The 21,090-nt window shown below is 70.1% G+C and carries 19 protein-coding genes; 16 read left to right on the top strand and 3 right to left on the bottom strand.

Annotated features, from left to right (window positions below; all coding sequences use genetic code 11):
- Window positions 1-15: 15 nt before the first annotated feature.
- The 3 genes from T333_RS17185 to T333_RS17175 all read right to left on the bottom strand — a co-directional run bounded on the left by T333_RS17185 (window position 16) and on the right by T333_RS17175 (window position 3,584).
- Window positions 16-1,203, bottom strand: a complete 1,188-nt coding sequence (locus T333_RS17185) for an amidohydrolase family protein (RefSeq protein ID WP_496425069.1) — start codon at window positions 1,201-1,203, stop codon at window positions 16-18.
- Between the two features lie 30 nt (window positions 1,204-1,233).
- Entirely contained in the window at window positions 1,234-2,595 is a 1,362-nt protein-coding gene (locus T333_RS17180) for a type I glutamate--ammonia ligase (RefSeq protein ID WP_496425068.1), read from the bottom strand.
- Between the two features lie 110 nt (window positions 2,596-2,705).
- Entirely contained in the window at window positions 2,706-3,584 is an 879-nt protein-coding gene (locus T333_RS17175) for a ribokinase (RefSeq protein WP_496425067.1), read from the bottom strand.
- A gap of 115 nt (window positions 3,585-3,699) precedes the next feature.
- Here T333_RS17175 and T333_RS17170 point away from each other — a divergent pair, with 115 nt between their 5' ends.
- The 16 genes from T333_RS17170 to T333_RS17095 all read left to right on the top strand — a co-directional run bounded on the left by T333_RS17170 (window position 3,700) and on the right by T333_RS17095 (window position 21,017).
- A complete protein-coding gene (locus T333_RS17170; RefSeq protein ID WP_496425066.1) occupies window positions 3,700-4,965 on the top strand; it encodes a glutamate-5-semialdehyde dehydrogenase in 1,266 nt (421 codons plus the stop codon).
- A gap of 62 nt (window positions 4,966-5,027) precedes the next feature.
- A complete protein-coding gene (locus tag T333_RS17165; protein WP_355000808.1) occupies window positions 5,028-5,903 on the top strand; it encodes an AAA family ATPase in 876 nt (291 codons plus the stop codon).
- 3 nt (window positions 5,904-5,906) lie between these two features.
- Complete coding sequence (locus T333_RS17160) at window positions 5,907-7,334, top strand: vWA domain-containing protein (RefSeq protein ID WP_496425065.1); 1,428 nt, start codon at window positions 5,907-5,909, stop codon at window positions 7,332-7,334.
- 1 nt (window position 7,335) lies between these two features.
- The gene (locus T333_RS17155) at window positions 7,336-7,680 is read left to right on the top strand and encodes an MmcQ/YjbR family DNA-binding protein (RefSeq protein WP_496425064.1); all 345 of its coding nucleotides are present in this window, start codon (window positions 7,336-7,338) and stop codon (window positions 7,678-7,680) included.
- Between the two features lie 58 nt (window positions 7,681-7,738).
- Window positions 7,739-8,617 carry an ATP-binding protein gene (locus tag T333_RS17150; protein WP_355000805.1) on the top strand — a complete coding sequence of 293 codons (879 nt, stop codon included), beginning with the start codon at window positions 7,739-7,741 and terminating at the stop codon, window positions 8,615-8,617.
- A gap of 101 nt (window positions 8,618-8,718) precedes the next feature.
- Entirely contained in the window at window positions 8,719-9,396 is a 678-nt protein-coding gene (locus tag T333_RS17145) for an RsiV family protein (RefSeq protein WP_496425063.1), read from the top strand.
- A gap of 154 nt (window positions 9,397-9,550) precedes the next feature.
- Entirely contained in the window at window positions 9,551-11,677 is a 2,127-nt protein-coding gene (locus tag T333_RS17140) for an ATP-binding protein (RefSeq protein WP_496425062.1), read from the top strand.
- A 12-nt stretch (window positions 11,678-11,689) separates the two neighbouring features.
- Complete coding sequence (locus T333_RS17135; protein WP_355000802.1) at window positions 11,690-12,121, top strand: hypothetical protein; 432 nt, start codon at window positions 11,690-11,692, stop codon at window positions 12,119-12,121.
- Window positions 12,122-12,257: 136 nt separating this feature from the next.
- Window positions 12,258-12,899 (top strand): nicotinate-nucleotide adenylyltransferase, encoded by a 642-nt coding sequence (nadD, locus tag T333_RS17130; RefSeq protein ID WP_084483097.1) that lies wholly within the window; start codon window positions 12,258-12,260, stop codon window positions 12,897-12,899.
- A gap of 5 nt (window positions 12,900-12,904) precedes the next feature.
- Window positions 12,905-13,309 carry a ribosome silencing factor gene (gene rsfS / locus T333_RS17125; RefSeq protein ID WP_355000801.1) on the top strand — a complete coding sequence of 135 codons (405 nt, stop codon included), beginning with the start codon at window positions 12,905-12,907 and terminating at the stop codon, window positions 13,307-13,309.
- Window positions 13,306-13,965, top strand: a complete 660-nt coding sequence (locus T333_RS17120; RefSeq protein WP_355000800.1) for a histidine phosphatase family protein — start codon at window positions 13,306-13,308, stop codon at window positions 13,963-13,965. The genes rsfS and T333_RS17120 overlap by 4 nt, the downstream gene beginning before the upstream one ends.
- A gap of 790 nt (window positions 13,966-14,755) precedes the next feature.
- Window positions 14,756-15,646, top strand: a complete 891-nt coding sequence (gene octT / locus T333_RS17115; protein ID WP_496425316.1) for a diglucosylglycerate octanoyltransferase — start codon at window positions 14,756-14,758, stop codon at window positions 15,644-15,646.
- 3 nt (window positions 15,647-15,649) lie between these two features.
- On the top strand, window positions 15,650-16,492 hold the full coding sequence (locus tag T333_RS17110) for a DegV family protein (RefSeq protein WP_355000799.1): 843 nt from the start codon (window positions 15,650-15,652) through the stop codon (window positions 16,490-16,492).
- Window positions 16,493-16,553: 61 nt separating this feature from the next.
- Window positions 16,554-17,021, top strand: a complete 468-nt coding sequence (locus T333_RS17105; protein WP_355000798.1) for a GNAT family N-acetyltransferase — start codon at window positions 16,554-16,556, stop codon at window positions 17,019-17,021.
- A gap of 364 nt (window positions 17,022-17,385) precedes the next feature.
- Window positions 17,386-18,258 carry a ComEA family DNA-binding protein gene (locus tag T333_RS17100; RefSeq protein ID WP_355000797.1) on the top strand — a complete coding sequence of 291 codons (873 nt, stop codon included), beginning with the start codon at window positions 17,386-17,388 and terminating at the stop codon, window positions 18,256-18,258.
- On the top strand, window positions 18,255-21,017 hold the full coding sequence (locus T333_RS17095) for a ComEC/Rec2 family competence protein (protein ID WP_355000796.1): 2,763 nt from the start codon (window positions 18,255-18,257) through the stop codon (window positions 21,015-21,017). Before T333_RS17100 ends, T333_RS17095 begins: the two co-directional genes overlap by 4 nt.
- Window positions 21,018-21,090: the final 73 nt, after the last annotated feature.

Raw genomic sequence — 21,090 nt, 5'->3', positions numbered from 1 at the left:
CGCGGCGATCGCGCTCTACCGTGGCCTGGGCTTTCGTGAAGTATCCGAGGACGGATAGATCCGCTCCGCATTCCCATGGGCGAGACCGGAGACGAGGGCTTCGGCGTCGGCGATCGTGATCACATCGTCGCCGAGCCATTCGTCCACCAACCTGCCGAGCGCCTCACGCCACAGCGCCGCGCCGAGGTAGTGCAGTTCCGGAAGCCCGTACCCGTCCGACGAGTACAGCAAGGAGCGAAAGGGCGCGAGCTCCAGCGCCTCGCCGAGCACGGCCCGCGCGCCACGTCCGACGTGCGGGATGGCGAGGCCGAGGTCCATGTGGACGTGCTCGAACACGTGGCTGAGATAGGCGGCGTTGCGGTGGAACGGCCAGCAGTGCAGGAGCACGACGGTGAGGCCGGTGTTCGCGCGTAGGAAGTCGGTGAGCAGCAGCGGGTCGGCGCGGTGCAAGCGCAGGTCGGGGTCGCCGAAACCGGTGTGGATTTGCAACGGCAGGCCCAGTTCCGTGCCGAGCCGGGCGCCGAGTCCGACGAGCCAGCCGAGCGTAGCGGGGTCGGTGAGGCGGTGTTCGGGCGCGAGCGTGGGCGGCGGCGTGCTCGCGAGCGGGAAGTCGAGGCCGACTCGATAGGCGACGACGGTCTTGAGTCCGACCGCGCCGACGGCCCGTTCCCGCACCGCGGCTTCGATGCGGTCGAAGACCTTGGCGGTGCCACCGACCTCCGCGATGACCTGTTCGGCGACCTGTTCGAGCCGCACGATCTCGCCGACCTCGCCACCGGCCAGCGCGCCGAACTCGGGCAGATCGGTGAGCCCGCCGGGCAGTCCGGTGTCGACCAGCCAGCGCGCCGTCCCCGCCGCGCCGAGCAGTCGCGCGGCCACCTCACGCCAGCCGAGATCGACGCGGCGCGCCAGGTACGCGTCCGCCCCGGTGTGCGGCGGCAGGTCGAGCACCGGCGTGCACCAGCGCCGCACCGCGAGTCCGAGGGCGGAGTCGAAGCTGCCGCGTGGACCTTCGCCGAGCAGCGCCTCGAAGCCAGGACGGTCCAGGTCGGCTGCCGTGACTCCGTGGCAGTGGTGGTCGGTGAGCGTGACGTCATCGGTGAGCATGATCAGCGCCCTCCACGGCTCGAGCGGCCGCGCCGACCGGCAGTCGGGGATCCATGCCGTCGCGGTCGACGGGGTGGCGCGCTGAAGGCCGTCCATCGACGCCCCTCGCAGCCCGGGAGATGATCATCAGAACCGCCAGAGAGTGAGTTCGACGAGCTCTTCCGGAGTGGCGTCACGGTACCGATAGGCCTCCGCTCGCCGCACGGTGAGCAGCGCGTCGTGCAGCTCGGGCCCCAGCGCCTCGGCCAGCACGGTCGAGGCGGCCAGATGATCGGCCGCTTCCGCGGCATTGGTCGGCAGTCTGCGCACCTGATTCTTTCGTCCGAAAGTCGCTGGATCACCGATGATTTCGTTTGGCAGCGCCAAGCCTTCGGCGATGCCCGCGAGCCCGGCGGCGATCACCGCGCCGACGATGAGATACGGATTGCCCGTCCCGTCGAAGCATTTGACCTCGGCATTGGCGGCCCAGCGCTCGGTGCCACGCACACCCGTGACGAAACGCACTGCCGCTTCGCGTGTTTCACGCCCCCAGCACTGCCAGATCCCCGCCCACCGGGAGGGTTGTAGCCGCAGGAAGCTGGCCGGATTCCCGGCGCCGATCGCGACCAATGCGGGCAGTTCCCGCAGCACGCCCGCGAGGAACGACGCGCCTTGCTCCTTCATGCCATAGGGGCCCGGCCCATCGGCGAACAGCGAACCGCGTTCGTCGTGCGCCGAAAGATGCAGGTGCGCACCGGAACCCGCGCCATTGGGAGTGAGGCAGGGCGCCAGCGTCGCGCGCCATCCGTACTTCGCGCTGAGCTGCCGAATCGTGTGCCGCAGCAGCACCGCCCCGTCGGCCGCCGCGAGCGGATCGGTGGGCGCGATGGAGATCTCCAGCTGCGACGCGGCGTATTCCGGGTGGAACTGTTCGACCCGGAGGCCCTGCTGAATCAGTAAACCCACCAATTCGCGCGCATACTCCGCTACTTGGCCGAGCCGGATGATGCCGTAGCCGGGTCCGCGTATCGCGGGGGTGAAGCCGATCTCGTCCTCGGCTCGGCCCAGCGCCCACTCGGTCTCGAAGGCCATCGACAGCCGCAATCCCGCCCGCCGCGCCGCCTCCACCTGTCGCGCCCCGAAACCGCGCTGACAGGCCGCGAACCGCGTGCCGTCCTGGGTGTACTTGTCGGCGGGCGCCCACGCCCAGCCGGGCTGACCGGCGAGTTCGGTGAGCGCGGCGAGATCGGGGACGAGCCGCAGGTCTCCGTCGGGTCCGCCGAGATAGCGGCCGACCGTCATCAGATCGTCGAAGCCGAAGGTCTCGAAACACGGCGAGACGCCCACGCCGAAGCGTGCCGCGTGCGCCAGACGCGCGGCCGGTACCGTTTTCACCCGCGTGATGCCCGCGTTGTCCACGAAGGACAGCGCGACCATCTCCGGGTCGACGCGGGCGATGAGCTCCGCTGCTTCCCCGTCGGCCGGAATGCGCTCGGGCATAGTGGGCATGAATCCCAACGATAGGCGCTGTGCCGCGCGGTCGTGGGGACAACGCGGGGTGACGCGCCGGTGCCCGACGAGGCCCTTTGCGGGCTGCCGGAGCGGCGAGGGAAACCTGGCTAGGTCGTGTGTTCACCCAGTAGGGCCTCGATGTGCTCGCGGTCCGGAATCGCACTGCTCGCGCCGAGCCGAGTGGTGGCCAGAGCCCCTGCGACGCAAGCCCATTGGAGCGCATGCCGCGGTCCGCGATGCCACGCGGCGGCGAGCGCTCCGGTGAAGGTGTCGCCCGCGCCGGTCGTGTCGACGACCTCCACCGGGACGCCGGGAACCGACAGCTCCGCACCGTCCGGATCGCGATAGGTCGCGCCCGCGGCCCCACGGGTGACCACGAGGTGTGCGACTGTGTCCAGCGCGTCACCCAGCTCGGCTGCCTCACCCGAATTGACCACGGCCACATCGACGTCCTCCCACAGTTCCGGCGGAAGACGTTGCACTGGAGACGGATTCAGCATGACGACAGTGTCGTTGGCTCGCGCATGCCGCGCCGCGGCGGCGATGATCGGCACGGGAATCTCCAACTGGCACAGCAGAATATCGGACGCGGCGATCACCGCGAGATCGTCCGGCGTCAGCTCGGTCAGCGCCGCGTTGGCCCCGCCGACCACGACGATGCTGTTCTCACCCGTGCCGTCCACCACGATGGCCGCGATCCCGCTCGGCCCCGGCACCGTGCGCAGCCGGTCGGCGCCGACGCCCGACGCGGTGAGCGTCCGGCGCAGATCGCCCGCGAACACATCGGATCCGACCGCGCCGAGGAACGACACCGCGCCACCCGCCCGCCGCGCCGCGATCGCCTGATTCGAGCCCTTGCCGCCCGGCACCATGGTGAACCCGCTGCCGAGCACCGTCTCGCCGGGCGCGGGGCGTCGCCGCGTGGTGGTGACGAGATCCATGTTGATGCTGCCGAGGACGGCGATCGCGGGGGCATCAGCGGTCATACCGCCGGACGGTAGTCCCCGGTCGCCGTGCCCGCACGCAACCGAACGGTACGCCCGCGCGCCGGGTGCTCGAGCAGGTGGAAAGCGCCGCCGACCCGGTGCGTAGGCTGTACCCATGACGGTAGGAACGACGACCGAGCTGGATGTCCGCGAGGCGGTACACGACGCCGCGCGAAAGGCCCGCGTCGCGTCCAGGGCGCTGGCCCAGCTGACCACCGCGCAGAAGAACGAGGCGCTGCACGCCGCCGCCGACGCGCTGCTCGCGGCGGCCGAGGAGGTGCTCGCGGCCAACGACAAGGACATCGCGACCGCCGAGGCCGCGGGCACCGAAGCCTCGCTGCTGGACCGGCTGCGGCTGACCAAGGCGCGCATCGACGGCATCGCCTCCGGATTGCGTCAGGTGGCCGGTCTGCCGGACCCGGTCGGCGGCGTGGTGCGCGGCTCGACGCTGCCCAACGGCCTCGAGGTCCGTCAGGTGCGGGTGCCGCTCGGTGTGGTCGGCATGGTGTACGAGGCACGGCCGAACGTCACCGTCGACGCCTTCGGTCTCGCGCTGAAATCCGGCAACGCCGCGCTGCTTCGCGGTTCCTCCTCGGCCGCCGAGTCCAATGCGGCGCTGGTCGAGGTGCTGCGGAAAGCGCTGGCGGCCCAGGGCATTCCGGCCGACGCCGTGCAGCTGCTGCCCAGCCACGACCGTTCCAGCGTGACCCACCTCATCCAGGCGCGCGGCTTGGTCGACGTGGTGATCCCGCGCGGCGGCGCCGGGCTGATCAACGCGGTGGTGCGCGACGCGACCGTGCCGACCATCGAGACCGGCACCGGCAACTGCCACGTCTACGTGCACGCGGCCGCCGACCTGGAGATGGCCGAGCAGATCCTGATCAACGCCAAGACCCGCCGCCCCAGCGTCTGCAACGCGGCCGAGACGGTGCTGATCGACAAGGCCATCGCCGACACCGCGCTGCCCAAGCTCACCGCGGCGCTCGAGCGGCACGGCGTGACCATCCACGGCGACCTGCCCGGTCAGGTGCCCGCGACCGACGCCGACTGGGGCGAGGAGTACCTCACCCTGGACATCGCGCTCAAGATCGTCGACGACCTGGACGCCGCCGTCGAGCACATCAACACCTGGGGCACCGGCCACACCGAGGCCATCGTCACCGCCGAACTGGCGGCGGCGCGGGAGTTCACCAGCCGGGTCGACGCCGCGGCGGTGATGGTCAACGCGTCCACCGCGTTCACCGACGGCGAGCAGTTCGGCTTCGGCGCCGAGATCGGCATCTCGACCCAGAAGCTGCACGCGCGTGGCCCGATGGCGCTGCCGGAGCTCACCTCCACCAAGTGGATCGTCTGGGGCGACGGGCAGACCCGGCCGGTGTAGTCCGCTGCGCGCGGGCTTTTCGGAGGCGACCGCCTCCTGCTTTTCGAAGGAAGGAATGACCAGTGGCCGATGCACCGCAAGAGCCGATCTTCACCTCGGTCGACGATGTGATCGAGCGGCTCGCCACCACCGGCTATCTGGCCGACAAGGCCACCGCCACCTCGGTGTTCCTCGCCGACCGGCTGGGCAAGCCGCTGCTGATCGAGGGCCCGGCCGGTGTCGGCAAGACCGAGCTGGCCCGCGCCGTCGCGCAGACCGCGGGCGCGGAACTGGTGCGGTTGCAGTGCTACGAAGGTGTCGACGAGGCCCGCGCGCTGTACGAGTGGAACCACGCCAAGCAGATCCTGCGCATCCAGGCCTCCAGCGAAAACGATTGGCAGGAGACGAAAGCCGATGTCTTCACCGAGGAGTTCCTGCTCTCCCGGCCGCTGCTGACCGCCATCCGCCGCGCCGACCCCACGGTGCTGCTGATCGACGAGACCGACAAGGCCGACGTCGAGATCGAGGGCCTGCTGCTCGAGGTGCTCAGCGATTTCGCCGTCACCGTCCCGGAATTGGGCACCATCACCGCCAGCCGTAAGCCGTTCGTGGTGCTGACCTCCAACGCCACGAGGGAGCTGTCCGAGGCGCTCAAGCGACGCTGCCTGTACCTGCACCTGGACTTCCCGGACGAGGAACTCGAGCGCCGCATCCTGGCCAGCCGGGTGCCGGAGCTGTCCGCCGCGGTGTCGGCCCAGCTGGTGCGCATCGTGCACGTGCTGCGTGGGATGCAGTTGAAGAAGCTGCCCTCGGTCGCCGAATCCATCGACTGGGGCCGCACCCTGCTGGCGCTCGGCCTGAAGGATCTGGACGACTCCACCGTGCGCGCCACCCTCGGCGTCGTGCTGAAGCACCAGAGCGATCACCAGCGCGCGCTGGCCGAGCTGAAGCTGGCCTGAGCCGTGGTCGCGGGATCGGGCCCGGCGGATTCGGTGTCGTTGGACGCCCCGCACGGGCTGCCGGGCCATCTCGTCGGTTTCGTCGAGGCGCTGCGGGCGCGCGGTATCCCGGTCGGACCGTCGGAGACGGTGGACGCGGGCCGGGTGATGACGGTGCTGGATCTGCTGGATCGGGAGGTGCTGCGCGAGGGCCTGGCCTGCGCGCTGCTGCGTCGCACCACCCACCGGGCGACCTTCGACGGGCTGTTCGACCTGTGGTTCCCGGTCGCGGTGGGTCAGCGCGGCGTGGCCGCCGACGAGGTGGCGATCCCGCGTACGCCCGCCGGTGAGGTGGACATTCCCGCGCTGCGGGAAATGCTCGCCGAACTGCTCGCGCTCGACGATCCCGGCCAACAGTTGGAGCAGTTGGCGGGGCAGCTGGTCGAACAACTCGGCCAGTACCAGTCCGCGCGTGGCCCCTCCTTCTCGGCCTATCAGGCGCTCAAGGAGGTTCAGCCGCAGACGCTGCTGGCCAAGATACTGGCCGGGCTCGCCATCGGACCGGACACCAGCGAGTTCGACACCGAGATCGCCCGGCGCGCGGCCCGTCAGCGCATCGATGGCTTCCGCGCCGCCGTCGAGGCCGAGACGCGCAGGCGAGTGGCCGAACGCATCGGCCGCGAGCGGGTCGCCAGCTACGGTGTCGCGCGGCAGGCCGAGGACGTGGACTTCCTGCGCGCCTCCGACCGCGAGCTCGCCGAATTGCGGCGCAGCAGCCAGCGGCTGGCCCGCATCCTGGCCTCGCGACTCGCGGTGCGGCGCAAGCACGCTCGCCGCGGCGAGATCGACCTGCGGCGCACCCTGCGCAAGTCCATGTCGACCGGTGGCGTGCCGATCGATCTGGTGAACCGCAAGCCGCATCCGGGGCGGCCGGAATTGGTCCTGCTGTGCGACGTCTCCGGTTCCGTTGCCGGTTTCAGCAACTTCACCCTGCTGCTGGTGAGCGCGCTGCGCGAACAGTTCTCGCGGGTACGGATTTTCGCGTTCGTCGACAATACCGACGAGGTGACCCGGTTCTTCGACCCGAGCACGCAGCTCGACGAGGCGATGGCCAAGATCTTCACCGAGTCCGACGTCGTCGGCTTCGACGGGCATTCCGACTACGGCGGCGCGCTGACCGCGTTCGCCAGGGAGTTCCCCGACGCCGTCACCAGCCGCAGCTCGTTGCTCATCCTGGGCGATGCCCGCACGAACTACCGTGACCCGCAACTGGATACGCTGCGCGCACTCGTCGGGGTCGCCAAGCACGCGCACTGGCTCAATCCGGAACCGCGAACCCAATGGGGCTCCGGTGATTCCGCCGCCGACCGCTATCGCGAGGTGATCGACATGTACGAATGCCGTTCGGCCAGACAGCTGACCGACGTCGTCTCCCGACTCCTGCCGGTTTGAGATGGACGACGCACAACTGCTGGCTTACTGCCTCGCCAAGCCGGGGGCATGGCAGGACGAACCGTGGGAGGGCGACGTCGTCGTGAAGGTCGGCGACAAGATCTTCGCGTTCCTCGGCGGCGGCGACTCGGTCGGCCTCAAATGCGGTCGAAACCGCGAGGAGGCCGACGAACTCGTGCGCATCTACCCGGACGACGTCACCGCCTCGGCGTACATCGGCCGCTACGGATGGAACAGCATCCGCGTCGGCGGCGCCGTCCCGGCCGACGAACTGCGCGAACTCGTCGACCAGTCCTACGACGCGATCGTGAGCAAGCTGCCGAAATCCAAGCGCCCCAAGCCATGACCGAGCCCATCAGGATTCGTTAAGCGTTTCTTTGGCGGTCCCGCGAACGATGCCCCGCATGGGGAACGAAGCGCCGGAAGGCGTCGGGTCGGGGTGTGCCGAGCAGAGTGGCGACGGGGAAGGGGACGAACGGGGCGAGGAAGCCGAGCGCCTGGCCGAACTGGCCGCGGCCCGGCTGCTCGACGCGCCCGCGGAGGCGGAGGAGTACTTGCGTAAGGCGCTGGCGCTCGGCGCGGGCGCGCTACCCGCCGAGACGCTCGCGCGGTGGCATTCGCAACTGGTCATGGTGCTTTCGGGCAGGGCGGGGCGGGAGCTGGAGCTGGCGGAGACGGCCCTGCACGCCGCCGCGCGCTGGGGCGGTGTGTCCGACGCGGACGCGGTGCATCTGACCTTGGTCGCGGCGCGCGCGCTGCACCGGGCGGGACGGCATGCCGAGGCCGTCGAACTCTTCGAGCCGCCGCTCACGGTGGGAGCCGCGCCCTACCCGGCCGCCGAAATGGCGGTGCTGCGTGGGCAATTCGGCAAATCGCTGCGAGTCGTCGGCAGGTATCGCGAAGCGGGCGAGCAGTTTCTCGAAGGCGCGCGGCTGGTCCGCGCCGATCACGCGCGCGTCGAACTCCAAGCCGAGCTGGTCTGGTCGGCCGCTTCCGCGTTGGACGCGGGCGGCGCGGAGGACCAGGCCCGGCTCGCGTACCTGCGGGCCGCCCAGCTCTGGGGCGAGCTCGACCGGATCGGTCCCCGCGCGCGCTGCCTGCGTTCGGCGGCCTGGCTGCGGTATTGGTCCGCCGATTCGGAGACCGAGCGGGAGGACGGGATCGCCGCGCTCGGCGAGGTGCTCGCCGAACTCGAGGCGCTGGCCGAACGCGAACCCTCGGCCCAGGTGAGCCTCGAACTCGAATACACGCGCAACCAGCTCGCGGACATGCGCGAGCGCTGACGGCGTTCTTCAGCGGATGCTCAGCCGTTCTTTGGCGGCGTGCCGGACCGTAACCGAAGACACCGAGATCGCCTCGGTGCGTCGCGAATTCGGAGACCGGAATGAGGATCTATGCCACCGCCGCCGCCATCGTCGCGGTGCTGGCCGGGCTGCTGACCACCTGCGCGGCGGGCATCGAGCCGGACGCCGTCGCGGCGCCGCCGAGCGTCCCGGTGCGCGTCGCGACTTCGGAACTCGTGACGGGGCCGGGATACGTCCTCGACGTCCCGCGGGTCGCGGGTGACGATCCCGCCGCGGCGGCGTTCAACGCCGGTATGCGTGCGGCGGCGCGATTCTGGATCGATCAGGTGGATTCGCGGACCACGCTCGCGCCAGGTCCGGGACAGGTCACCTACGTCGGGACGCGGGTGCTGAGCGGGCTGCTGTCGGTGTCGGTGAATACCGGCGATACGCAGGTCGCCCTGCGCACGAGTCGCGTGACCGACGCGCGCACCGGTCGTACGATCACCCTCGCCGACCTGTTCACCGATCTCGACCGTGGCCTCGACACGCTCGCCACCCGGGCCGCGGCCCTTCTGCCGCAGAACGCCGAGCTACCCGTCAGCGCGCTAGAGCCCGCCGAATACAACTACCGCGTCTGGCTGGCTACCCCCGCCGGAATGGAAATACATTTCGGCGCGCCCGCCGAGCGGATTTCCGGCGACGTCGTCGTCACGGTGCCCTGGTACCAGCTGGAAACCGTTCTCACGCCGGGCATTCGGGATATCGTCGGCAGCTGAGCAACACCGTGGTCGTCCAGTCGCAAGGTATGCGGCGAAATTACTGATTGCCCGAACGAAAGATGTCGGCATTCGGCTCGCGTAAATCACTGAGCCGGAGAGTAATCCATCGATTACTCTTTGCGCTACGACCGAGGTCGCGGGGGAGATTCGTATGGATGGGGAATACGGCGGGAGCCACCGCGTCACCGTCGGCGGCAGTGTCGCGGGGCAGGTTGTGGTCGGCGAGCACAACGTCGTGATCAACGCGCACGGATCACAGGTCTTCGTGCGCGAGGGCCCGCCGCCCACGGTGCGGCGGCGCAGCAGGCCGGTCGGGATGCCGATCCCGCGGGCGCGCGGCGACATGATCGGGCGGCTGCGTGAATTGCACAGCGTGGCCACGTCACTGGATCGGTCTGTGCCGGTGGAGATCTCGGGACCACCTGGGGTCGGCAAGACGACGCTGCTTCGCCGTTTCGCGGCCGACCGTGCGCGGGGCGGTCATCCCGTCGTGTACCTGTCGGCTGCTGGGCTCGCCGTCGAGGATCTGCTCCACTCCTTGTTTCAGGCCTGCTACGACGCGGTCGACTACCGGCCGGATCCCACAGCGTTGCGCAGGCTGATGGGATCGATCCGCGCGCTGATCGTCATCGATGACTTCGAGGGTTCCGCCGCCGACCTGGAAAGCCTGCTCGACACGGTGCCCTCTGGTGATCTGATCGTCGCGACGACGACGAGAATGCTGTGGGGCCACGGATATTCGCTGGAAGTACAGGGTCTGCCCGAGCCGCAAGCCATGGCGCTGATCGCCCGCACGCTCGGTCGCGGTCTCGGCCCCCACACGGACGCGGCGAGGCGGTTGTGCCGGGCGGCGCGCGGGCATCCGCTCGCCCTGGTGCGCGCCGCCGCGTGGGTCGGGATGTCGGGTTCCGACGAGCTCTTCGCCGATCCCGGCGTGCTCCAGCGGGCGATGGTCGCCGGTTTGGCCGGTCACGTGCGCGATGCCCTCCGGGCCCTGTGCGCACTGGCGGGCGCCACGGTGACGCCCGCCGCGCTCGGCGTGCTGATCCGCAGGCCGGACGCGTCGGCGGCGCTGACCGCGTTCGAGCGCATCCACCTCGCCGAACGGTTCGCGTCGGGTTACCGGCTGACCGGCAGTCCGGCCGCGCTCACCGCCGAGTGGCAGGGGCCCCCGCCCGACCCGTCCGATTACCTTGTCCCGCTGCGTGATTGGGTGGTCGGGTCGGCGACGCCCGCCGAGATACTCGAGGTCGACATCGTCGTCGTGCGGGTGCTGCGGGCCGGAATGGTCCGCGGACGGCACGATCCGGTGCGCGAGCTGGCCAGGGCCGTCTCGCCGGTGCTCGGCCGGTCCCTGCGGTGGGGATGCTGGAAAGAGGTGCTCGCGCTCGGCTCGCAGGCGGCGACCCACGTGGGTCACGCCGCCGATCTCGCGTACTTCACCAGGGAGACGCACGTGCGCGAGCAGGCGCTCGGCATGGCGGTCGGAGCGACCGTCGGCGTCGGGGCGAGCGCGACGGTCGTCACGGCGAAGCAGGTGGGGTCGCACACGGTGCGGGAGGCGTTGCGTTCGACCGCGCTGGGTCATCCGGTCGCGACGGGCGCCGTGGTCGCGACGCTCGCGGTCGCCGCGACGGTCACCGGAGTCCGCCTCACCTCTGGCGACGCCCCGCCCGCAGTTGGGCAAGCGCCGATCACGACGGTCCTGGCCACCGCGACGACCGGTCCGCTCCCGGTCACCTCGACCCCGGAAAAAACCAGCGGCCCGGCCCAGGCTCCGCCGCGGACACCCCCACCGCCGCGGGCAGACCCCGGGCCGGGGGCCACCGACTGCGCTCCCCAGACCTATCTGGTCACCTTCGAGGCGATCGTGGGCGGGGAACCCGTGACCCGTTCGGCGGGATTTCCTTGGTTGACCTGCGACAACGAGGCGGCCGCTGCTCTCTCCGGCGATCCGGTCTTTCGGGCGACGCCCAACCCCTGCCCGCCCGTCGGAGCGGGCGGATGCGTCTACGACTTCACCTTCAGCCCCACCGAGCCCGGTGACTACGCCGCGAAGCTGGTCATCCCGTCCGACTCAGGTGGTTCGGCCATCACCTTCGAACTGCGCGGTGTCGCGGTGCTGGAACCGTCGGAGACCACCTCGCCGAGCGACACCAGCACGCCGTCCACCCCGCCTTCGACAACCACGATCCCGCCGACCACGACCACGCCGACGGTGAGCGTGCCGTCACCGTCCACCGCCCCCACTTCCGATCTGCCCTTCCCCACCAACTGAGAGGACACCACCGTGACCGAGGCATCAGGAGCCAACTACCACCTGAACGTCGGCGGCGACGTGCCGGGGCAGATCGCCGTCGGGCACCACAACACCGTCAGCCGGGTGGAGGCAGGCGGGGACTCGACCCAGAACGTCGGCGTCGACCTCGCCGGTCTGCGCGCCGAGTTCGAGCGGCTGCGCGCCCAGCTGCCCACCGACGGCCCGCTGCGGGACCAAGCCGCCGAGCGGGTGGACGAGCTGGAAGAGGCGGTCACCGCGTCCGAGCCGGACCTGTCGACCATGGAGTACGTACGCAACTGGTTCGCCCGGCGGCTGCCCGAGCTCGCGGGCGCGGTGACGGGGCTGATCGTCCATCCCGCCGTCGGGGCGCTGGTCGCCGCGGCGGGCACGGGACTGGCGGGCGAGTTCGTGCGCCGCTTCGGTTCGACCGACGGGGCGTGAGCTGCGCCGCGCCGGGGTCGTGATCCAGTCGGCCGGGTGCAGCCGCCGTTCGCGCCCGGCGCCGATGAACCGGACGCTTGCCCAGCAGTCGGGCGTCCGGACGGTGGCCGACGGCTGAGCATTAAGCTCGGCACTCATGCAAGAGACAGGCCGGACCGGACGCAAGCTGGGGGTGATGGGCGGCACCTTCGACCCGATCCACCACGGGCACCTGGTCGCCGCCAGCGAAGTCGCCAACCGGTTCGACCTCGACGAAGTGATCTTCGTCCCCACCGGACAGCCGTGGCAGAAAGCACACAAAAAGGTCAGTCCGGCCGAGGACAGGTACCTGATGACCGTCATCGCGACGGCCTCCAACCCGCGGTTCTCGGTGAGCAGGGCCGACATCGACCGGGGCAAGGTCACCTACACCGTGGACACCCTGCGCGAGATGCGCGCGCAGTATCCGGACGCCGAGCTGTACTTCATCACGGGAGCGGACGCACTGGCCAACATCCTCTCGTGGCAGGATTGGGCGGAACTGTTCGAACTGGCGAAGTTCGTCGGGGTGAGCCGTCCGGGCTACGAGCTGAACGCCGATCATCTCCAGGAACATCTGCGTGATCTTCCGGCCGATGCGGTGACGATGATCGAGGTCCCGGCCCTGGCCATCTCGTCGAGTGAGTGCAGGCGACGCGCCGCCGAGAATCGGCCGGTGTGGTACCTCGTCCCCGACGGCGTGGTCCAGTACATATCGAAGCGGCACCTCTACGTGCCCGGAGCAGCGGAAGGTAGCTAAAAGGCATGAGCGCATCTGTCGAGGCGGTCGAGATGGCGCAGGTCGCCGCGCGGGCGGCGGACGAGAAGCTGGCTGCCGACGTGGTCGTGCTCGACGTCTCCGAGCAGCTGGTGATCACCGACTGCTTCGTGATCGCCTCCGCGCCGAACGAACGCCAGGTCAACGCGATCGTCGACAATGTGGAGGAGCGGCTGCGGCAGGCCGGTCACAAGCCTGTCCGCCGGGAGGGCACCCGCGAGGGCCGCTGGGCCCTGCTGGACTACGTCGACGTCGTCGTGCACATCCAGCACAACGACGAGCGCAATTTCTATGCGCTGGAACGGCTGTGGAAGGACTGCCCGGTGGTTCCGGTGTCAGGTGTCGGTGATCCGCGCGCCGTCGAGGGTGACGAGGGGAACGGCGCCGAGTGAGCAAGTATGCCGGTGTGCGCACCCTGATCCTGTTGCGGCACGGGCAGACCGAATGGAATGCCTCGGATCGGATGCAGGGGCAGATCGACACCGATCTCACCGAGCTCGGTCGCAGACAAGCCAAAGAGGCGGCGCGCGAGCTGGTCTCGCGCAATGCCATCGCGATCGTCTCCTCCGACCTCAAGCGCGCCTACGACACCGCGCTCGCCCTCGCGGAGCACACCGCGGTGCCCGTCGTGCGGGACCCGCGCCTGCGGGAAACCCACCTCGGTGACTGGGAAGGGCTCACTCACCTCGAGGTCGACGCCGATTATCCGGGCGCGCGGGTCGCTTGGCGGCTCGACGCCACCTATCGGCCGCCCAACGGCGAGAGCAAACTCGAGGTGGGCGCGCGCTCGCTTCCCGTCGTGCGGGAACTGTTCAGCGAGCGACAGGATTGGCCGGGCCGGACTATCATCCTGGTGGCGCACGGCGGGCTGATCGCCGCCCTGACGGCCGCGCTGCTCGACCTGCCGCCGCAGAACTGGCCGATCCTCGGAGGACTGGCCAATACCAGCTGGGTGCAACTGAGCAGCCACGGTCCAGGCATCGAACAGCCCGGGTGGCGCCTCGATGTGTGGAACGCAGCGGCAAAGGTAGCTCCCGATGTCCTCTGAAGAGCCGATCAGGTCGGTGCCGGACGAACTGTTCCAGCAGGTGACCGCCAAGCCGGAACGCCGGCTTCCGGACGCGCTGTTCGGCGGTCCCGCCGACAAGCCCGCGCGGTCCGCGAAGAGCACCGCGAAGGGTGAGGAACCCCTTCGCACGGTGCCGGACGAGTTGTTCAAGCAGGTGACAGCCAAGCCGGAACGGCAGCTGCCGGACGCGTTGTTCGGTGGACCGCCGAATCGGGATGTCGAGCCTGCGTCGGGCGCGGTCGACGGTCCGTTGGGCGGAGATGCCGCGGACGCGGGGGCCGAGGACGACGTCGAATCGGGGCAGGAAACCGGTGCCGTCGAAAACGGCGCCTCGGGAACCGAAGTCGCCGAGGGTGATTCGGGTGCCGCAGTGGTGTCCGATGTCGCGGTGGGTGCGGTGGGCAGCGAGGTTGTGGCGGATTCCGGAGAGGCGGGTCCGAGCGGGTCGTCGGAGACCATCGATGGCCCGCTGGGTAGCGAGCGTTCGGACGAAGTGCGGCGTGCCGTCGAGGACGATTCGGCGACGCACGGCTCTGTCGACCCCGAGACGGAAGTAGCTGCGGGCGAGAGCGTTCCGCGCGTCGCGGAGGCCGATAGCGCGACCTCGGCCCCTGGACCGGCATCGGTCTCGGCCGACGCGCGGGAGCATGCTGGCGCGCCTGCGAATTCCGCGCTGACCACTGAATCGGCGCCGGTGGATCCTGCGAAGTCCGATGGCGCAGCAACGGTCGAGGTGTCAGCGCCGCAAACTCTGGCGGCACCGGCTGCGATGTCTGCTCCCGCTGCGGCATCGGAGTCGACTCCATCTGCGGCGTCGGCGGCGTCCGTCTCGGCGCTGATCCCGTCCGCGGCAGCAGTTTCGGGCGCGTCCGAGCTTGCGGCCGAGCGGGTGAACGCAGACGCCAGTGTGGCGACGGCCGGTGAAGTCGTTCCCGCGGCCGCGGAGGTTCCGGCCAAGCGCCCGGTGCTCTTGGTCATCGCCGACTCGCTGTCCTACTTCGGTCCGAACGGCGGCCTGCCCGCCGACGATCCGCGAATCTGGCCGAATCTCGTCGGCGCCGAACTGGATTGGGACGTGGAGCTGGTCGGCCGGATCGGCTGGACCTGCCGCGATGCCTACTGGGCGCTGATCGGCGACCCGCGGGTGTGGGCGGCCGTGCCGAACGCGGGCGCGGTGGTCTTCGCCGTCGGCGGCATGGACACCCTGCCGTCGCCGCTGCCGACCGCGCTCCGCGAGCTGATCCGCTATGTGCGTCCGCCGGGTCTGCGCAGGCGCGTCCGTTCCCTGTACAACTGGCTGCAACCGAAGCTGTCGAAGCTGGGTCGCCCGGTCGCGCTGCCGCCGAAGGTGAGCGTCGATTACTTGGAGCAGTCCCGCGAGGCGCTCGCGCAGTTGCGTCCGGATCTGCCGTTCGTCGCGGTGCTGCCCTCGGTGCACAACTGCGAGGCTTATGGGCGGGTGCATTCCGGCAGGCCACGCGCGGTGAAGGCGCTGCAGGCGTGGTCGGCGCGGAGTTCGGTGCCGCTGGTGGATCTCGGTGAAGCGGTGCGGGAGAACATCTTCTCCGGCGACGCCAATCCGGATGGGATCCACTGGGGTTGGGCCGGGCACACCGCCGTCGCCAACGCGATGGTCAAGACCTTGCAGGAGGTTCGGTAGTCCGTGGCCGTCGTGGTCGTCACCGATTCCTCCGCGAGCCTCCCTGCCGAACTCGTCGACGAGCTGGATATCGCCGTCGTTCCGCTGCACGTCCTGGTCGGTGACCGCGCCATTCGCGAGGGCGTGGAACCGATCGACATCGACTACGCCGCCGATACCGTGACCACGTCGGCGGCCTCGCCCGGCGAGTTGCGTGAGGTCTACGAGCGGGCGTTGGCGCGCAGCGGCGGCGATGGGGTTGTCGCCGTGCACCTTTCGCGTCAGCTGTCCGGAACCTGGGAGGCGGGCAGGCAGGCCGTGCGCGACATGGACGCCGCCGACCGCGTTCGTCTCGTCGATTCCCTCGGCGCGGGCCTCGCCACCGGACTTCCCACCCTCGCGGCGGCACGTAGGGCGCGGGCCGGTGCGCCGCTGGACATCGTCTACGACACCGCCGTCGCCACCGCCAGCCGGGCGCGCACCTTCTTTCTGGTCAACCGCACCGAGCAGCTACGCCGCGGCGGGCGGCTGAGCAGCGCGGCGGCGTTCTTCGGCAGCGAGTTGGTCACCAAACCGCTGTTGCAGATCGTCGAGGGTCGGCTCGAGCTGCGTGAGAAAGCGCGGACGCGTTCCAAGGCGTACGCGAAACTCCTCGCCGCGGCGGTGGACGCGGCCGGGGAAGACGGCGCCGCGGTGGCCGTGCAGCACCTGGAGGCGGCCGAGGCCGCGGAGACCCTGGCCGGGCAACTGCGCGAACTGATTCCGGGAATCCGCGAACTGATCGTCGCGGAGTTCGGTCCGGTGCTCGGCGTGCACCTGGGTCTCGGCGCGGTCGGTGTGCTCGTGGTGCCCGGCGGGTGCGCGTGAATGCCGATCACGGTGATCGCAACCGGTTCGCCGAGCCGCCGCGCCGGATAACGTCGCGACGGTGACGAGTTCGACACTGACCGTGGCGACGGTCGACTGGGCGCATCCCGACGCGGTCACCCTGCGCGAGGAGATGGCCGCCGAGGTCGGACCGCGCTACGCCGATCTCGCCCGCTCGGTGCGCGGCAATCCGAACGCGGTCGACGAGGCCACCGTGCATCGCACGTTCGTCGCCTATTCGGACGGGGCGGCCGGTCACGCGGCGCTGCGCTGGAACGCGGGCGAACTCGAGCTGAAACGAATGTTCGTTCGCCCCGCCCACCGCGGCTCGGGCGTCGCCGCCGCGCTCCTCACCGCGGCCGAGGACGCCACCCGCGCCGCCGGTCTGCCCCGGCTGATCCTGCAGACCGGACATCTTCAGCCGGAGGCCGTGCGGTTCTATACCCGCAGCGGGTACCACCGAATTCCGATCTTCGCGCCGTACGAGGTGCTGCCTCTGTCGAATTGCTTTGCCAAGCGGTTGAACTGAGCGTCAGGCCCGCGGAACCGCCTTCGCACGGGAGTTGGCGGTCCGGACTGGCACGTGCGGGTCCGGGGCTTTGGCGGGTGGGTTGTCCCCAGGGGCGGGGTTATCAACAGGGCTGACGAAATGCCTGGTCGCAGCGGGCTGTTCGGTCTGGCGGCTGCGTACGGTCGCGGGCATGGGACGACACGACGAACGCGAGCGGATACGACGGCAGCTCGGGGCGCTGACCGTCCGGGTAGGGGCGAGTCGAGGGGTTGGGTTCGGATCGGATGCCTCCGCGACGTCCGGTGGCAGTGCCCCGAAAGCTGCTCGTGGGGAGCCGCATGCCTTCGCGTCACCTGAGAGCGAGACGGCACATCCAGCCGACGTGACCGGGAAAAGCTCGGGCCGTTGGCATTTGGAGCGGCTACCGCCGGATCCTCGCTCCACGGAAACCAGCGCGGCGGTGGACGACGAAGAGCCGGTCGGTGAGGTGCATACCCCGCGCTGGTTGGACGAACCGCCACGCGGTCCGGGCTGGCGGGAACGTCTTTTCCCGGAACGTTTTCACGGTGCGCGAATCAACCCCGGCCGCCGGGGGGTGCTGACTCTGGCGATGGTCGGTGTGGCGGCCGTGATCGTCGCGATGGTGATGGTTTTTCAGGAGCGTCCGGTGGCGCACGCGGTGCCGCCGTTGCCTGCGGTACGCACCAGTGCGACTCCGCTTGGTACGCCCCCGGTTTCGGCGCAACCGGTTCCCGCCGCGACGGGAGCGCTGCCCGCACCCGAGGCCGCCGAGCTGGTCGTCAGTGTGGTCGGCCTGGTCCAGCGCGGTGGATTGGTGCGGCTGCCCGAGGGTGCTCGGGTGGCGGACGCGCTCGCCGCGGCGGGCGGCGCCCGCGACGGCGCGGATCTGACCGGTATCAACCTGGCCCAGCGCGTTCAGGACGGCGACCAGATCCTCGTCGGGGCCACCGCCCCGGCTCCTGGAACGCCGCTCCAGCCCGGCAGCACCACGATCACCGCGACCGGCGGGGCTGCCACCTCCCGTCCCAACGCCGGACCGACCGGCAAGGTCGACCTCAACAAAGCCACCGAAGCGGAGCTGGACGCCCTGCCCGGCATTGGGCCCGTCACCGCCGGTGCGATCACCGCTTGGCGCAAGGCGAACGGCCGCTTCACCGACCTCGAACAGCTCGGTGAGGTCGACGGCATCGGTCCGGCCCGCCTGGCTCGCCTGCGCGATCTGGTGACGGTATGACCTCCGCACTCGATTCGCGGGAGGCCGAACGCGTGAAGATCGTGGACGCCCGTCTGCTTCCCGCCGCACTGTGCTGCTGGGCAGTGACGATCGTCGTGCTGGTCTCGGGCTGGTTGGTCGGTATCGCGGTGGCTCTCGGATCGGCCGTGGCAGCAGCCGGGTTGGCGGCGATGTCGCTGGCCTGGCGTTCGGAGCATTTCGTGCGACGGGTCCTGGCGGTAATGCTTCTCGCCGCCGTGTTGCTCGGAGTCGGAGCCACCGTCGTGGCGGGTGTTGGGGCCGCGATGGCAGTCGCGGTGAGCGTCGCGGTCGTGTCGGTTGCGGCGGCGGCATCGACGGGAAGGCGGCGCGAGAGTTCCACGGTGCATCGGGCGGTGGCCTTGACGTTGCTGGCTGCTGTACTTCTCGGCACGGGTTTCGCGGTGGCGGCGGCGTGGCGGGAATATCGCGTCGCGACGCATCCGATGCGTGCGGCGTACGGCCTTTCGATGCGAATCGTCGCCACGCCGACCGATGATCCGAAACCGTTGCCGAGCAGTTCCTTCGGTGGGGAGCGGCGCTGGGTCGTCCGGGCCGCGCTGCGGGAGTATCACCGCGCCGATGCGACGGTGCGTTCCGGCGGCCGGGTGGTCGTCTTCGCCTCGGGGCCGGAGTGGGCCGACCTGTTGCCCGGACAGCCGGTCGAATTCCGGGCGCAGCCGCAGCCGCCGCAGAACCGTGATCTGACGGTCGCCGCCCTGCACGCGCTCGGGCCTCCCAAGCCTGTCGCACCACCGCCGTGGTGGCAGCGAGCGGCCGCGTCGGTGCGTCACGACTTCGCGGACGCGGCCACCGCCGCGCTGTCCCCGGATGCCGCCGGGCTGATTCCCGCGTTGGTATTGGGTGATACTTCGGGCCTACCCGAACCGGTGCGTGAGGACTTCAAAACCGCTGGACTACAGCACCTTTGCGTGGTGAGCGGAGCGAACTTCACGATTCTTCTCGCGGTCGTGTTGTTCGTCGTGCGCACACTCACGTTGGGTCCGCGCGCGGCGGCGGCGACCGCAGTGGGCGCGATACTCATGTTCGTGGTCGTCGCTCGGCCGGACCCGAGTGTTCTGCGCGCGGCCGCGATGGGCGCGGTCACACTGCTCGCGCTGGTCACGGGCCGTCGCAAACAGGCACTTCCCGCCTTGTGCGTAGCGGTGATCGGTTTGCTGTCGATCTGGCCGGAACTCGCGGTGAACGCCGGATTCGCGCTGTCGGTGCTCGCGACGGCCGGGCTGATCCTGCTCGCGCCGAGCTGGGCCGATTGGCTGCGGGACCGCGGCTGGTGGCGGCTGCCCGCCGAGCTGGTCGCTGTCTCGGCAGCCGCCTTCACGGTCACCGTGCCGATCATGGTCGCCCTGACCGGCCGCGTCAGCGTCGTCGCGATCCTGGCGAATGTGCTTGTCGCACCGGTGATCGCGCCGCTCACCGTAGTCGGCGCTCTCGGTGCCGCCTGCGCCTCGGTGTGGCCACCGCTCGCCGAACTGGTCCTGCGTTGTGCGGGCCCGCCGCTGTGGTGGTTGCTCACCGTCGCCGAGCACACCGCCGCACTACCGGGGGCGACGCTCACCGTGCCCGGCGGGTTGATCGGCGGTCTGACCGCCGCCGCGTTCGTCATCGTCGCGGTGTGTGCGCTGCGCAGCGCTCTGGTGCGCCGAATCACGGTCGTCATCGTGCTGTCCTCGACGGCCGTCCTGCTGCCCGTCCGGCTCTGGAATCCGGGCTGGCCCCCGTCCGATTGGGTTCTCGCGGCTTGCGACATCGGCCAAGGCGACGGCTTGGCCCTCTCCGTAGGCCACGGAACGGCCATCGTCATCGACGTCGGACCCGACCCGCGCACCATGCGCACCTGCCTGGACCGCCTCCGCATCCGCCACATCGCCCTCCTCGCCCTCACTCACCCCCACGCCGACCACATCGGCGGCCTGACCGGCGCGATCCACGGCCGCACCGTCGCCGCGATCGCCATCGCGCCCGGCGAACTCGACGGACACGAAAGGTCCTCACGAACCGCCGCCGACAGCAAAAGTGCTGAGCACCAGGCGACCCGGAGCGTGCAGTCGAAATCGGGGGAGGTCGACCTACCCGACGCCCAGCGCCTCGATGTGGACAGCCCCGGGGCCGATCGCCTCGGAGAAGCCGCGACCAACCTCGATGCAGACGGCAACGCCGCTCCGAGCCAGCACCCACGCGCCCCCGACGACCGCACGCCCATCACCGCGCCCGCGCAGATCGCCGAGATCGCGACCGCGGCAAAGATCCCGGTACTCGAACTGTCAGCCGGTCATGTAATGCGGTTCGGCGCAGTCGAATTGACCGTCCTGTCACCGATCGCCACCCAACCCCGCCCACGACACCCCACCGCCGAACCGAACGACCGCTCCCTCGTCCTCACCGCCGCCACCCCGGCCGGTCGAATTCTGCTCACCGGCGACATCGAATCCCCAGCCCAACTCCGCCTACTCCGCAACCCCACCCCCTTGCGCGCCGACATCCTCAAGGTCCCCCACCACGGATCCCAAACCACGACAGCAGAATTCCTCACCGCCGTCCACCCCCGCCTGGCCATCATCAGCTCCGGCACGAACAACACCTTCGGCCACCCCCACCCCAAAATCCTCACCGCCCTCCACTCCCTCGGCACCACCATCGCCCGCACCGACCAACACGGCGACATCCTCATCGCCGGCACCCCACCCCACCTGCGCATCCACACCCGCAATCCGGGTTGATACCGAATCATCGACGACGGCTGTATTCGGCTAGGCACTCGGTCGGTCGCTTCCTCTCGGGACCCCTGGCTAG

This window comes from Nocardia sp. CNS-044 (assembly GCF_059570515.1).
The sequence above is the reverse complement of the archived record's forward strand: the minus strand, read 5'-3'. Positions and strand labels throughout refer to the sequence as shown.

Bases quoted from the DNA above. Each gene is read 5' to 3' on its own strand.
- T333_RS17185 (WP_496425069.1), bottom strand. From the start codon at position 1,203: ATGGACGGCCTTCAGCGCGCCACCCCGTCGACCGCGACGGCATGGATC.
- T333_RS17180 (WP_496425068.1), bottom strand. From the start codon at position 2,595: ATGCCCACTATGCCCGAGCGCATTCCGGCCGACGGGGAAGCAGCGGAG.
- T333_RS17175 (WP_496425067.1), bottom strand. From the start codon at position 3,584: ATGACCGCTGATGCCCCCGCGATCGCCGTCCTCGGCAGCATCAACATG.
- T333_RS17170 (WP_496425066.1), top strand. From the start codon at position 3,700: ATGACGGTAGGAACGACGACCGAGCTGGATGTCCGCGAGGCGGTACAC.
- T333_RS17155 (WP_496425064.1), top strand. From the start codon at position 7,336: ATGGACGACGCACAACTGCTGGCTTACTGCCTCGCCAAGCCGGGGGCA.
- T333_RS17150 (WP_355000805.1), top strand. From the start codon at position 7,739: ATGGGGAACGAAGCGCCGGAAGGCGTCGGGTCGGGGTGTGCCGAGCAG.
- T333_RS17145 (WP_496425063.1), top strand. From the start codon at position 8,719: ATGAGGATCTATGCCACCGCCGCCGCCATCGTCGCGGTGCTGGCCGGG.
- T333_RS17140 (WP_496425062.1), top strand. From the start codon at position 9,551: ATGGATGGGGAATACGGCGGGAGCCACCGCGTCACCGTCGGCGGCAGT.
- nadD (WP_084483097.1), top strand. From the start codon at position 12,258: ATGCAAGAGACAGGCCGGACCGGACGCAAGCTGGGGGTGATGGGCGGC.
- rsfS (WP_355000801.1), top strand. From the start codon at position 12,905: ATGAGCGCATCTGTCGAGGCGGTCGAGATGGCGCAGGTCGCCGCGCGG.
- octT (WP_496425316.1), top strand. From the start codon at position 14,756: ATGTCTGCTCCCGCTGCGGCATCGGAGTCGACTCCATCTGCGGCGTCG.
- T333_RS17095 (WP_355000796.1), top strand. From the start codon at position 18,255: ATGACCTCCGCACTCGATTCGCGGGAGGCCGAACGCGTGAAGATCGTG.